The organism is Nonlabens ulvanivorans, assembly GCF_032922765.1.
Lineage (GTDB): Bacteria > Bacteroidota > Bacteroidia > Flavobacteriales > Flavobacteriaceae > Nonlabens > Nonlabens ulvanivorans.
The window spans coordinates 1430513-1444682 of record NZ_CP136694.1; the positions used below are offsets into that span (position 1 = coordinate 1430513).

Here is a 14170-nt window from a genome sequence, read left to right on the forward strand (position 1 = left end):
AACTAGTTACCTGATGCTTGTGCCTGACCTAAAAGTACTTTTGCAGTACTAGCCTCATCTGCATCAGCATACATAGATTCTATTTTTTCTAGAGCCTCGATCGCTGTTGATTTATCACCAGTAGCAAGAGCAGCATTAGCAGCTTTTAATAAATACTTAGGAGAAGTAAAATCGTTAGGATTAGTCTCAGCAGCTTGCATGTAATAAGAAACAGCATCTGCAGTTTGATTAACTTGTACTAGTGCATCACCGATTCCAGCAAGAGAAATAGATTCTAATACAGAATCTCCACCTTTATAAGCAGTTAAATGATCAATTGCTTTTTGATAATTATTTCCACCTAAATTTAGATATGCCATTCCAGCTTGATAATTTGCAAGGTTAGCTGCATCAGTACCAGAGTACTCATCGATGATTCTAGTAAGACCAAATTTACCATTTCCACCTTCTAAAGCTAGAGTGTATAGTGAATCTTGAACATCACCTGTAGCAACGATAGCGTCATTGTAATAAATGTTTGCTTGGGTCATCTCTGCCACAGCCTCTTCAGACTTAGGGCCTAATATGAATTGTGTGTAAGCCCACCATAGTAAAGCTATTACAGCAAGTCCACCTATAACATATAAGATTGTATTTTGATTTCTACTTACCCATTCTTCCGTCTTATTTGCTCCTTCATCTAAGGTGCTAAAAACTTCTGCTGTAGTAGATTCAGTTTCTAGAACTTCTTCTACAACTTCTTTCTCTTTCTTAGTTTTAGGTTTGTATCCTCGTTTATTATAGGTTGCCATAGTTTATTTATTGAACGCGCAAAAATATAATATTTATCCATAATTAAAAATGTGTTTAAAGCTTTATTCTTCTTAGTTTCAAACCATACCTTTGCGAGAGGTTGAAAAGTGAGCTTTAAATCACGCTTTCGCGAAAGCGAAATAATCTCAACACATTGCAATTCAAAACATTACCAATCATATATGCATCTCGATTTTTTGAGCTTAGTAAATTATAAAAGTTTCGCATCTGCAGAATTTGAGCTGGATGAGAAGATTAATTGTTTTGTAGGTAACAATGGCGTAGGAAAAACCAACGTTCTAGATGCTATTTACCATCTTGCATTTGCAAAAAGTTACTTTAATCCCATTACAGTTCAAAACATTAAACATGACGAGGACTTTTTTGTCATTAATGGAAATTTTAATAAAAATGACCATGAAGAGAAAGTGGTCGTAAGTGCAAAAAGAGGTCATAAACGTGTCGTAAAGCGCAATGGTAAAGCTTATGAAAAATTAAGTGAACATATAGGATTGATTCCACTGGTCATTATATCACCTGCAGATCGTGATTTAATCATTGAAGGTAGTGATACTAGGCGCCGTTTTATGGACAGCGTTATATCTTTAGATAATCAAAATTACTTAAATCAACTGGTTACTTATAATAAGTTGATTCAACAGCGCAACGCGTTGTTAAAATATTTTCAAGCCAACCGTACTTTTGATAGAGACGGATTAGAAGTATATGATGAACAGCTCATCGTACTGGCTACCTTTATACATAAAACTAGAGTAGACTTTCTAGAATCCTTCACTCCTATTTTTAAGAAATATTATGCCTATATTTCACAGAGTGAGGAAGATGTAAATATTTATTATAAGTCTGATCTTAATGAAATCGCTGCCAAAGAAGTGTTTGAAAAAGCACTCCAAAAAGACATGCAATTACAATATAGTAGCGCTGGAACACATAAAGACGATTTATACTTTTTACTTAATGGGCATGCTGTTAAGAAATACGGTAGTCAAGGACAACAAAAAAGTTTTTTAACGGCTTTAAAGCTAGCCCAGTTTGAGTTTATTAAATCTCAAAGTGGCACAGTTCCTATTCTATTGCTTGATGACATTTTTGACAAATTAGATGAAAATCGTGTTTCTCAAATTATCAATATGGTGAATGATGAACAATTCGGTCAATTATTCATAAGTGATACGCATCCTGAACGTACAGAACAAGTGGTAAAAGAGATACACCAATCGTATAAGATTTTTAAATTATGAGAAATTTAATTTTATTATTGATATTAATCAGCGTTACTGCCTGCAGTAATAATAGTAAAGAAATGGTAAATGCCATGGAAGGTTATTGGAATATAGAAACGGTCACCTTACCTGACGGTAGCGAGAGAGAATTTCCTTTTTCAAATCATATGGATCATTTTGAAATTGAAGGATATAATGGTGTTAAAAATAGAGTAAGTCCTACTTATGATGGAGGCTTTATTAATTATGGAAGTCCTGTTGCCTTTACATGGGAAGTTGTTGACCAAGTTGTTGTATTAACATTTAAAGATGGAGATAGTCGATACCAACAGACCTTAAAAAAGTGTAATGGATCAACACTTATCTTATTGCATGATAACGGAACAGAATACATTTATAAAGCACACGAGAATGCGCAAGAATAAAAAAGACGACTTCTTAAATATGAGCGAGGCTTTAAATGATTTTAAAACTCAAAATAAACTTCAAAAAGGGTTTGCTCGTGTTGATGTAGAAACGGCATGGAAAGAAGTTATGGGTAATGGTATCATGACTTACACAACGCAAATTAAATATAGTGGCACTACTCTATTTATAAGTTTATCCTCGTCTGTTTTAAGAGAAGAATTACTTTATGGACGTACTAAAATCATGGAAAACCTCAACAAGCATTTAGGTAGTAATATGATTGAAAAGCTAGTATTGAGATAAAGGTTTATAACTATGCTTTTGCGAAAGCGTAACTCAACTGAACCTTAGAATTTTACAGGTCCATTATTTAAAGTTGTTGATGCAGATTGTTTAGGCTGTTGTTTTTCAATTTCTAATTTTTTATTAAAGATTTTTTGATATAACTCTTTTAAAGTATCAAAGTCTACCGACCATGATAAACCTATTCCTTGAGCATATCCACTTATATCACCTATTTGCTGCAGGTTATCTTCACGATTGAATATTTTCAGTCTTAATGATCCATCTTTATTAAGTAAAAATTCAATTTCTACATTACCTATGACAGCACGCTCTGTGGCACTTGTACTACCTACTGGAACTCCTAGTTTACCATTTATCAAAACACGATCTGTGATTTGAGTAGTCACAGTTACACCGAAACGATCTGATCGCTGTAAATCACTATTAGGATTACGCTCTGAAGCTTCATAATTAACACCAAATTGAATATCGCCATCACGATTACCTACCAGATCATTCACTATACCAGATAAGCTTTCTACTAGGTTACCAGTTACAGCATTTTGACCTATACTGTTAGGATTATAAAATGTTCCTCCAGTAATGAGAGACATAGCTTGTAAATAACGTTGTGCTTTATCTTCTAAACGATATTGAAGCTCTGAGCTTACTACAGAGTTGGCATTCGGGAATTTGATTTCAAACTCTGGATCAAAGTAGGATAAATTCCCTTCTAACTTTGTAATAACTTCTACCGGAATTTGTGAATTTATATTAGGATTATCTAATAGAATCGCAGGATTTGCTTGTGTTTTATAAGTTGCACTTACATCTATGTTAGCTTCTGTTGGACTACCATTCCAGTCCACGGTACCACCTGGTTGAATAGTAAATTCTTTATTAACTATACCGGCATATTTAAAATTATAAATACCATCATAGACTATAAAGTCACCATACATATTAAACTTACCTAAGGTGTTAATTTCAAGTAATAAATTACCAGCGCCACTTCCTCTTAAATAACTTCCATTTTCTTGATCTACGGTAATTTCTACCTCGGCAGCAGGAGTTACTTTAAGATTAAACCTTAATTCTAACCCTGAAATATCTTTTATTTGAATGTCTTCACCTGATACACGAGCTTCTTTCTCTTCTGGACTTAAGAAGTAAATGACCGAATTATCACCTATACTTTCGGCATCATTTAAGGGTACTTTAAATATGGTGTCTTCTCCGGTAGTAGCATTTACGTCGATAAACAATTTATCTGTAGGTCCACTTATACTTGCTGTACCGTCTATAAATGCGGTCCCATAATATAAAGATTCTGGCGTTAATCCTGTGTCTAAGACTAGTAATCTATCAGAGCTAAGGTTGAGCCCTAATTCCCAGAATCCAAAATTCTTATGCTTTATAACTCCAGATAACGTTCCTTTAGTACCATACCTAGTATCTGTTAGTTCAATAGTATTGAAGTCAAATAAATCAGTACTTACAGTAATTTCACTATTTTGAGCTAAGTCAAAATCTGTATTAAGATATGGTATATTCAATCCACCATCTTTTATCACTAATCCACCACTAAGATTAGGTTCTACTAATAAACCTGTAAGACCTATCTCTCCTGTCGCAAATCCTCTCATATTATCGAGCACCTCACCACCTAATGGACTTAAAGCGACTAAATTGAATTCATTAAAATTAAAATCTACGTTAATCTTAGATTGATCACCGCCAGTATTAACCGTACCATTTGCCCAAAGTGTGCGCTGTACGTCATCTTTTAATTGAGCATTTACTTTATACTGGGTTAAATTCTCATTTCCAGCAATAATTAATTCAAAATCTCCTAATGGAGTATCATTTACTTCAAAATCAGATACCGTAAAATCACTGGTAGGTGCATATTTACCATTACTTTGATTTAGTTCTAAAGAGCCATTTATGAGGCCTTTCATTTTTAAACTATCTATAGGCGATGTTAAACTAGAAATACGCACATCTTTAAAATCTAAATGAAGTGCTTTATTATCCTTACCACTTACATCACCTGCTAGAGTAATAAACTCTTTTGAGTGTTTAAATACTAAAGTATCTAGGCTAAATTTTTTAAAATCATGATCAAAGGTGAGTTGTACCTCTTTATCATCATTATTTAAAAACCATTTTTTGCCTTGAAATTTGATATCGCTCTTCCTTATTCCTACCACAGATTGACTACTATCGTTTACCGTGTGATAAAAACTAAGGTTGTATTTATCTGATTCCCTTTTTTCACTGGCAAATTCGGTTCTAAAGAATAAGGTATCCTTATTAGTTACATTAATTAGTTTAAAATCATTAACGTCATAAACACCATTCTTTACGTTATCAATCTTAATATAGGTATTAAATAAAGGGTTTTGATTATTGATTTGCACATTAACCTTGTCTAACTTAATATCGTCAAAAAGCTTAATCTCTGGTGTTCTAAAAGTCATTTTAAACTGAGCTTCATTTGATGCTACTTGACCCTTTAATGTTGTGTTTTCGCCTAGAGCGATATCTGGAAAAACAAGATCTACTATTTTATCATATATCTGAAATTCATAATCTAGATATTGATCTTTGGTCACTGTTTCTGACCTATAGTTGGTGTATACATTACCAATAGCGTTTTTAAAAAGCTCAGGTATTTCTTCTAGTTTAAATTTACCTGACAATTCTCCCTCAATAATGTCTGGGCTATTGATTGTAATCTTGCGAACGTCTTCATCAAATGAGGATACTACTTTAAAATCTTCAAATACATATTCTTTATTATCGTTTTTATAGCTGGCATCTTTAAACTCAACAAAACCATACGCATCATTGATTGTAGTTCCTTGCATCGCCATTACAATATCACCTTTCAATATAGCCGTAGAATCTCTTTTAAAAATATTTATAGCATTTAGGTCTGCATATTCTATGCTAGCCTTAAAGTCATATTTATTAGTTTCTTGTGAAAGATCTGCTAACCCATCAAAGGTCATTTTAATATTGGGATCGTTAATAGATAAGCTTCCATCAAACAATGGCTTTTTAAGTGTTCCATTAACTTTAATGTTACGATAAACATAACCGTTATACTCTAGGTTAATGACACCACCGTTTATATTCGTATTCAATTGATCTGGATTAAAACCTTTTCCATCCACAATTAAATTAAGGGTTGTTTTGCCTAAAGACGATACTCCAAGTAGAGAACCAATGTCTAGGTCTGTTACTTGAACCTTTCCTTTATATCCTGGTTGAGTACTTTGAATATTAGTAAGCACTAAATCGGTATCAAAAGACCCTTTACGAGAAGTACCTTTTAAACGTGACACTACAGTATTTGCATTTACAGATGCATATCCTTGTGCATTAACGGTACCTAATGCGTCAACTTCTACTGGCAAAGATTTTCCTAATATGTTTGGCAAAAAGGCTTTTAAATCTTTATTACTAACTCTTAATTGATTAAAGTCTCCTTCAATATAAAATTCATCGAGATTATCTACCACATTTACAAAATGCATATCTCCATCAATAGAGATATCATTAAGTGCTCTGGCCTTCATCTGATCTACATTAAAATCATTGAGAATTCCAGTCATATGACCACTAAGTTCTACTGTTTCATTTTTAACAATCTCATTATAAAATAATCGCAACTCATTAGTCGCTATAATAGATTCATCAATTTGAAAGTCCCAATCCACTTTATTTGTAAAATCAGAGAAATTATTATTCTGGTAATTCAGTTTTAAATCTCCTTCTAACTTTGATCCTGCGGTCTCTATATATAAATCGGCAATGTGAATTTGAGAACTTGTATAAGTGAAATTAGATTTTAGGTTTTTGACTATTAAATCAGTCACACCATTTTCTTCTTTCATAACACCTGTATGCATTAAGAAATCAGAGTTTTCAATACTTGCAGTAATCACACCACCATCAATCTTAAAATCACTAGCAACCATGTTCAGATTTCTTGCATTAAAAGATTCTGGATATTTGATAGTTTCATCAAATACTATAATATGAGAATTAGTAACATTCAGTTCACTTGCTTCTAAAATAAATGGAGCGTTACTTGAACTTTCGCTACTTCCAAATTTATCTATGAACAGACTTAAGTTATCTCTTGCATCTTCTTTATATCTATGAATGTTTAAATACAACCCATCTAATTCTACAGACCCCAGATCTGGTTGTCCATTAAATAAATCGCTAAAACTTACAATAGAGGTTTCTAAATTTCTTACAAATATTACTGTGTCTTTTCTGTGATCCAGCGCTAATGCGTTTTCTAAGGAGACATTACCAGAATAACTGACATGGATTTTATCAATAGAGATGTCAGTATCATAACTATCATTAAGATATGTAGTTGTCCATTGTGCTGCTTTAGTTTGCACTGATGGAAAGCTGAATGCGATTACTAGAATAATAAATAGCACCAGTAGCACTAGTAGTATCCTTAGTAATATTTTTAAAATCCTTTTAATAGTAGTAGATGATTTACTTTTGCAAATGTCACCAATTTTTATGCCTTAGTATCATAATGCCCACACAAAATACATACATTCTTGCAATTGAGTCTTCATGTGATGACACTGCTTGTGCAATTCTAGAAAATGACCGCGTTTTATCTAATGTCGTCGCTAACCAAAAAATACACGAACAATATGGTGGTGTAGTGCCAGAGCTCGCTTCTAGAGCACATCAATCTAATATTATTCCTGTTGTTGAGGAAGCTCTTAAACTAGCAAAAATTGACAAAAAACAATTAAGTGCCATTGCATTTACTAAAGGTCCAGGTTTAATGGGCAGTCTATTAGTAGGTACCAGTTTTGCAAAATCATTAGCATTATCGTTAAATATACCATTACTAGATGTACATCACATGCATGGTCATATTCTAGCGCATTTTATAGATGATGGTCAGGAAAAACCTAGTTATCCCTTTTTAGCACTTACTATAAGTGGTGGACACACTCAAATAGTTCAAGTCAATAGCTCTAGTAATCTAGTTGTACTAGGTACAACTCAAGATGATGCGGTTGGTGAAGCTTTTGATAAATCAGGTAAAATTCTGGGACTAGGTTACCCAGCAGGACCACAAATTGATCGATTAGCTAAATTAGGAAACCCAAGAAAATTTGAGTTTCCAGTCCCTAAAGCACCAGATCTTAATTACAGCTTTAGTGGTTTTAAAACTGCTGTTTTATATTTTCTTCAAAGAGAGACTAAAAAAAACGAAGACTTTATAAAAGAAAATCTAGAAGATATTTGTGCCAGTATTCAATATACCTTAATTAAAATTTTATTTAAAAAATTAGAAAAAGCAGTTATTCAAACAGGGATAAAACAAGTTGCTATAGGTGGTGGTGTAAGTGCAAACTCTGGTATCAGAGAACATCTTAAATCTATGGAATCAAAAGGATGGAAAACCTTTATCCCGCCATTTGAGTATACCACAGATAACGCAGCCATGATAGGGATTGCAGGTTATTTTAAATATTTAGAAAATGATTTTGCAGGATTAGACACCACTGCTTCACCTAGAATACATATGTAATGCAATTATTTTATAATTCTCAATTAGATACTCAATCCACTTCCTTCACATTAGATCGAGAAGAAAGCAAACATGTATTTAAAGTTTTACGCAAGAATATCGGTGATATAATTAATCTTACTGACGGTATAGGTAATTTGTATCATGGTACCATTAACCATATTACAAGTAATAGATGTGATTTAGACATCGCTTTCGCGGAAGCGTATCCACCATTACCATATCAATTACACATCGCCATTGCTCCTACTAAAATGAATGATCGCATGGAATGGTTTCTTGAAAAAGCAACAGAAATGGGAATCACTAGAATTACACCTATCTTATGTAAACATAGCGAACGACAAAAAATTAATCTAGATCGTTTTAATCGTATTATCATTAGTGCGATGAAACAATCACTACAATTCAATAAGCCAAAACTAGATGAGCTTACCACTTTTGAAGATTTTATAAACTCAGACCTATCAGGTTCCAAGTTTATAGCTCACTGTGAAGATGGTGATAAAAACCACCTCATCAATATGATAAGTAAAGGTAACTCGTCAACAGTACTTATAGGACCAGAAGGTGATTTTACGCCACTAGAAATTGAACTAGCATTAAATAATAATTTTAAGCCAGTAAGTTTGGGTGCAACTAGATTGCGCACAGAAACAGCAGGTGTTTACACCGCAGCAACATTGAATATTATAAACAATTAAGGTCTATTTAAACCTATTGTTCATTTTCAATGAGCAAAACACCATCAAGATCAACTTGTTGTTGAACTTCTATTTGATGAATATTTTCTTTTTGTTCTTTCTTTGAATAATCCTCAATGCTTTGAAAAGCAACAGTTCCTAATGCGAGTAACATAGAACAAGTGGGAATAATGATTCTTAGCGAAGTGTTAATTTGCATGATAATTGATTTAAGGGGATTTAAATATATATAATTAATCGTAACGACTTAACCTTAATTTCACTTTTATCTAACAATTATTTGTTAATAATGTATCCTTGCTTATTAAGATTGTTAGATATTTGAACATATGAAGAATTTTATACTACTCTTTTTTTGCTCTACATACCTTGTTATGGCACAAGATGTCGCTGTACTTAAGTATAATGGTGGTGGTGATTGGTATTCTAACCCTACAGCACTTCCTAACCTAGTTACTTATTGTAATCAAGAAATAGGAACTACACTTTCTGAAGACATCGCTACTGTTGAAGCAAACAGCATTGATATTTTTCAATATCCCTTCATACACATGACTGGTCACGGTAATGTGGTTTTTAGTGAAGATGATTTATCTAATCTTAAAAATTACTTGTTAAGCGGCGGTTTTCTGCATATTGATGATAATTATGGAATGAAACCATATCTAGAAAAAGAACTACTTAAATTATTTCCAGATAAAGAACTTATTGAATTACCGGCTAGTCACGAGATATTTAATAATCATACTCAATTCCCACAGGGCTTACCTAAAATTCACGAACATGATGGTGAACGTCCACAAGCCTTAGGCATTTTTCATGAGGGAAGATTAGTCCTATTATTTACCTTTGAATCAGACCTAGGAGATGGCTGGGAAAGCCCAGAAGTACATAATGATCCACCAGCTGTGCGCAAGAAAGCGCTAGACATGGGAGCTAATATTATAAAATACGTTTTCACAAACTAATCTATGTCTACACCATTACTTAATTCCAAATCCATAGCATATGGTATTTTAAGAGCCCTACTTATTATAGGTGGTGTCTTTGTGCTATTATGGTTTATTTGGAAAATTCAATCTGTATTATTATACATAGGGATTGCAGCTGTTATTTCATTAATCGGTAGACCAATTGTAGTCTTCTTGAGAGATCGATTAAAATTTCATAATACCCTAGCAGTCATAATCACTATATTTTTCATCCTACTTATTCTTGCCGGAGTTACTTATATGATTATACCGATCATGCTAGAACAAGGTGAGAATCTAAGTCGCATTGATATTGAAGAAGTAAAAGGTAACCTCGAGGTTCTTAATATTGAAATAAGTGAATACTTTGGGATTAAACGTGTTAATATTTTTGAGCGCATTCAAGGATTAGAATATGTACAAAACTTTGATGTAGAGTTAATTCCTCAGTTTGTAAATGGAATTTTTGGAACGTTAGGTAATATCATGATTGGACTATTTTCAGTTATTTTTATCGCTTTCTTTTTACTTAAAGATAGTAGACTACTGGTTGAAGGAGTACTCGTTTTCTCAAAAAAAGGAACCGAAGGACAATTCCTAAGAGCGTTCAACAAAATAAAAAAACTGCTTTCTAGATACTTTATAGGCTTGGTTCTTCAAGTATTTGTTCTATTTATTCTCTATAGTATCATTTTACTTATTGTAGGAGTAGAAAATGCTTTAATCATAGCTTTTTTCTGTGCGCTATTAAATCTGATTCCTTACTTGGGTCCAGCAATAGGTTCTATTTTAATGATGGGATTTGTCATTAGTGATAATCTAGGAGCAGATTTTACACATACCATATTACCTAAGCTGGTCATAGTAGCCATAGGATACTCTATTGTTCAATTAATAGATAACTTTATTAACCAACCACTTATATTTGGTAAAAGTGTAAAGTCACATCCTTTAGAGATTTTCATAATTATATTAATCGCTGGATTATTGTTTGGCATTATAGGACTAGTACTTGCTATTCCCACATATACCGCTTTAAAAGTGATTTCTAAAGAATTCTTGAGCGAGTACAAGATTGTTCAAAAATTGACACGCAATCTATAGATGAATTTAAAGCTGTTACAGCCTATAGTGCGAGAATATTTATTGGAACATCTCCATGTAAACGCTGCTTCATTTCTTTTAAAGTCACATCCCTTTGATAGTATTAGTCCGCAAGAACTTACACAACAGCTTGTCGGATTGCAAAAAGCACGTTTAAAGTTTGAACCGCTATTCATCAATGATCAAGTAATTTTCCCTCCTAAGGTAAACTTAGAGCAAACCAGTTCTTGGTCTACCGCTACTTATAAGGCAAACCTTTTTCAAGGTGAGAAAATGATAGATCTTACCGGTGGATTTGGCATTGATACTTCCGCTTTCGCGAAAGCGTATACCAACACCACACATATAGAACTTAATAAAGACTTACAAAGACTAGCTAAACAATTATTTACTGCACAAGAATTAACCACCAAAAGTTATGCTGGTGACGGGCTGCAATATCTTACTGAAAGTACATCTCTATGTGATTTAATCTATATAGATCCTAGTCGCAAAACCGACACAAAAAGCAAAGCGATACAATTAGAAGATTATGAGCCTAATGTTATTAAGAATCTAGATCTACTACTTTCTAAAGGAAAGAAAGTGATGATCAAAACATCACCCATGCTAGATATAACAGCTGGATTAAAGCAACTTAAAAACGTTTGTGCAATACATATCGTCGCTGTAAAGAATGATGTAAAAGAACTTTTATGGGTTCTAGAAAAAGACGTAAATGAGGTCATTATCCATTGCGTAAATTTAGAAAGTCACCAGCCTAATCTAGTATTAAATCATAACGATACCGCTAGTATTGAACTCAGTGAACCACTGGATTATCTTTATGAACCTAATGCCGCAGTAATGAAATCACAAGCATTCGGTCACCTGTGTCAGAAGTATGGAGTTTCAAAAATCGATCAAGACGCACATCTTTTTACTGGTAAAAAAAGCATCGACTTCCCTGGCAGAACCTTTCTTGTAGAAGAGGTTAAAGCATATAAACCCAAAGACATCAAACGCTCATACGCCAAAAGCCATCGCGCTGTCGTCACCAGAAACTTTCGCGAAAGCGTGCACCAACTACGCACAAAATATCAACTCAAAGAACACGAGACCGATTATCTTTTCTTTACCAGTTCTATGGGAAAACCTATTGTAATACAAGCAAAGAAATTATAACTTGTATGCATGAAAAACTTAGTTGTATTAACAGGCGCTGGAGTAAGTGCAGAAAGTGGTATTTCCACCTTTAGAGATTCTGGTGGATTATGGGAAGGACACGATGTGATGGAAGTAGCGTCACCACAAGGTTTTGCCGCAAATCCTGAGCTTGTTTTAAATTTTTATAACCTGCGTAGAGCACAATTGAAAGAGGTCGAGCCCAATCTAGCACACCATTGTATTGCCGGAATGGAACGTAATTTTAATGTGCACGTGATTACACAAAACGTAGATGATTTGCATGAACGCGCAGGATCTAGTAATATAATACATTTGCATGGTGAGTTACGTAAAGTTCGCAGTAGCAAGAATTATCATGACCAGCTACACTGGAAAGATGTTTTACATTTAGGCGATCTTTGCGATGCTGGTTCACAATTACGGCCACATATTGTTTGGTTTGGTGAGGAAGTTCCTGCGATGGAACAAGCGATAGAAATCACCGCAAAAGCAGACGTGTTACTCATTGTAGGCACCTCATTACAAGTATATCCAGCTGCTGGATTAAAAGATTATGCTCCTGACCACTGCCCTATTTATTTTGTAGATCCACATCCATCTTTAGAGAGTAATGGTAGACTTAAAGTGTTTGCTGAGAATGCGAGTACTGGTGTTCAAAAGGTGGCTGATTTGTTGAATATGGAGTTGTAACAATATGAAATACATTCTCCTTTTATTATCAATCATTTTATTTACAGCTTGTAACAAGTTGAAAAAAGAAGCTTTAATAATTGAAGAAACTATCGACTCTACAATTCAAAAAAAAGAACCTATAATAGAAGAAGAAAAAGTTCCTGAAATAATTTTTCTGGATACCACTTCTCATATGGACATTTATCAAATTAAATTAGAGAATTCTAAGTATCAATATGAAGTAACAGTTGATTCTAGTTACTGGTATAAGAATACTCAAAATGGATTCTCTTATTTTAAAGATAAATCAAATACAGCTTTTGACAAGATTAGAAAACGACTCAAAAAGTTAGATAAATCTGTTTCAGGTAGAAATGCCATCTTTTTAAATAGTAAATTAAAAATGCGAGGAAACTTTAGACCTCGTGGAAGAGTGATTGAGTATATTTTTAAAAATGACTCTATTGCACAGTCCATTTATGATCAACTCATGCAAGTTAAAAAAGACCTTCGTAAAGATTGGGAAATTGCAGTAGATTGGAAATGCCCGGCTATCATGATTTTAAAAGACAATCGCATCTATCATATTATAACCGGTGGTCATTATATGATGGGAATGGAAAATGAGATCGCAACTGTTATGTTTGAAAAAAATAAAGAAGAATAGCTTGACCGCAAACCAACTCAAAACAGAACTTCAAAACCTCAAAGCCTATAAAGACGAGCGCGTAAGATTAGGTATCGCTGCAGTAGAAAGTAATTTACTATCAGAACTAATCAACTTATGTAAACCTGAAAGCGGCGTTTCTCATCAAGCCTGCTGGTCGCTGGAGCAATCATTTTTACTTCACGAAAAATCTTGTTATCCCTATCTCAAAGAAATAGGAGCATTATATGAAATGCCCATCAACTCTTCGGGTATGCGAGCGCTTTGTAAAATATCAAGCATACTTTCTAAAAAGTTCTATAGTAAAAAAGAAAGCATAGTAAAATCTCTGTTGACTCAAACCATACGTGAACAAATGGTAGAAGGTTGTTTTCAGGTATTAATCACTACAGACAAGACCGCAAACATGGCTTATGCGGTGTATTCTCTATTTGAATTTGGAAAAGAATTTGACTGGATTTATCCAGAGCTTAAACCTATTTTACTTCAAAAACTAGACGAAAATTACGGCAATGGTTTCAAGTCTAGCGCCAGACGTATCATTGCAAAATTAGATTCCTAATTAG

At 33.6% G+C, this 14170-nt stretch carries 14 protein-coding genes; 11 read left to right on the forward strand and 3 right to left on the reverse strand.

What is annotated here, in order from left to right; translation table 11 throughout:
- Window positions 1-2: 2 nt before the first annotated feature.
- The gene (locus tag R1T42_RS06490; protein WP_317291747.1) at window positions 3-791 is read right to left on the reverse strand and encodes a tetratricopeptide repeat protein; all 789 of its coding nucleotides are present in this window, start codon (window positions 789-791) and stop codon (window positions 3-5) included.
- 183 nt (window positions 792-974) lie between these two features.
- On the opposite strand from R1T42_RS06490, the gene recF reads away from it, so the two are divergent.
- Genes recF through R1T42_RS06505 form a run of 3 tightly spaced genes read left to right on the forward strand, consistent with a single transcriptional unit; the run spans window position 975 to window position 2747 of the window.
- Entirely contained in the window at window positions 975-2054 is a 1080-nt protein-coding gene (gene recF / locus R1T42_RS06495) for a DNA replication/repair protein RecF (RefSeq protein WP_036584613.1), read from the forward strand.
- A complete protein-coding gene (locus R1T42_RS06500; protein WP_317291748.1) occupies window positions 2051-2461 on the forward strand; it encodes a lipocalin-like domain-containing protein in 411 nt (136 codons plus the stop codon). The genes recF and R1T42_RS06500 overlap by 4 nt, the downstream gene beginning before the upstream one ends.
- The gene (locus R1T42_RS06505; protein WP_317291749.1) at window positions 2448-2747 is read left to right on the forward strand and encodes a DUF721 domain-containing protein; all 300 of its coding nucleotides are present in this window, start codon (window positions 2448-2450) and stop codon (window positions 2745-2747) included. The genes R1T42_RS06500 and R1T42_RS06505 overlap by 14 nt, the downstream gene beginning before the upstream one ends.
- A gap of 44 nt (window positions 2748-2791) precedes the next feature.
- On the opposite strand, the gene R1T42_RS06510 is transcribed toward R1T42_RS06505, so the two are convergent.
- Entirely contained in the window at window positions 2792-7156 is a 4365-nt protein-coding gene (locus tag R1T42_RS06510) for a translocation/assembly module TamB domain-containing protein (protein ID WP_317291750.1), read from the reverse strand.
- 146 nt (window positions 7157-7302) lie between these two features.
- Between R1T42_RS06510 and tsaD the strand changes: the two genes are divergently transcribed.
- A complete protein-coding gene (gene tsaD, locus R1T42_RS06515; RefSeq protein WP_036584604.1) occupies window positions 7303-8319 on the forward strand; it encodes a tRNA (adenosine(37)-N6)-threonylcarbamoyltransferase complex transferase subunit TsaD in 1017 nt (338 codons plus the stop codon).
- Window positions 8319-9023, forward strand: coding sequence for a 16S rRNA (uracil(1498)-N(3))-methyltransferase (locus R1T42_RS06520; protein ID WP_317291751.1), 705 nt, complete (start codon window positions 8319-8321; stop codon window positions 9021-9023). The genes tsaD and R1T42_RS06520 overlap by 1 nt, the downstream gene beginning before the upstream one ends.
- Window positions 9024-9036: 13 nt before the next feature.
- On the opposite strand, the gene R1T42_RS06525 is transcribed toward R1T42_RS06520, so the two are convergent.
- Window positions 9037-9222 (reverse strand): hypothetical protein, encoded by a 186-nt coding sequence (locus R1T42_RS06525; RefSeq protein ID WP_036584600.1) that lies wholly within the window; start codon window positions 9220-9222, stop codon window positions 9037-9039.
- Between the two features lie 130 nt (window positions 9223-9352).
- Here R1T42_RS06525 and R1T42_RS06530 point away from each other — a divergent pair, with 130 nt between their 5' ends.
- The 6 genes from R1T42_RS06530 to R1T42_RS06555 are packed head-to-tail and all read left to right on the forward strand — an operon-like array spanning window position 9353 to window position 14166.
- A complete protein-coding gene (locus tag R1T42_RS06530) occupies window positions 9353-9991 on the forward strand; it encodes a DUF4159 domain-containing protein (protein ID WP_042296251.1) in 639 nt (212 codons plus the stop codon).
- A gap of 3 nt (window positions 9992-9994) precedes the next feature.
- Window positions 9995-11098, forward strand: coding sequence for an AI-2E family transporter (locus tag R1T42_RS06535; protein ID WP_036584598.1), 1104 nt, complete (start codon window positions 9995-9997; stop codon window positions 11096-11098).
- Window positions 11099-12262, forward strand: a complete 1164-nt coding sequence (locus tag R1T42_RS06540) for a THUMP-like domain-containing protein (protein ID WP_317291753.1) — start codon at window positions 11099-11101, stop codon at window positions 12260-12262.
- Window positions 12263-12271: 9 nt separating this feature from the next.
- Entirely contained in the window at window positions 12272-12955 is a 684-nt protein-coding gene (locus R1T42_RS06545) for an SIR2 family NAD-dependent protein deacylase (RefSeq protein ID WP_317291754.1), read from the forward strand.
- Between the two features lie 4 nt (window positions 12956-12959).
- Entirely contained in the window at window positions 12960-13604 is a 645-nt protein-coding gene (locus R1T42_RS06550; protein WP_317291755.1) for a hypothetical protein, read from the forward strand.
- Window positions 13582-14166, forward strand: a complete 585-nt coding sequence (locus tag R1T42_RS06555) for an adenylosuccinate lyase (protein ID WP_317291756.1) — start codon at window positions 13582-13584, stop codon at window positions 14164-14166. Before R1T42_RS06550 ends, R1T42_RS06555 begins: the two co-directional genes overlap by 23 nt.
- Window positions 14167-14170 lie beyond the last annotated feature (4 nt).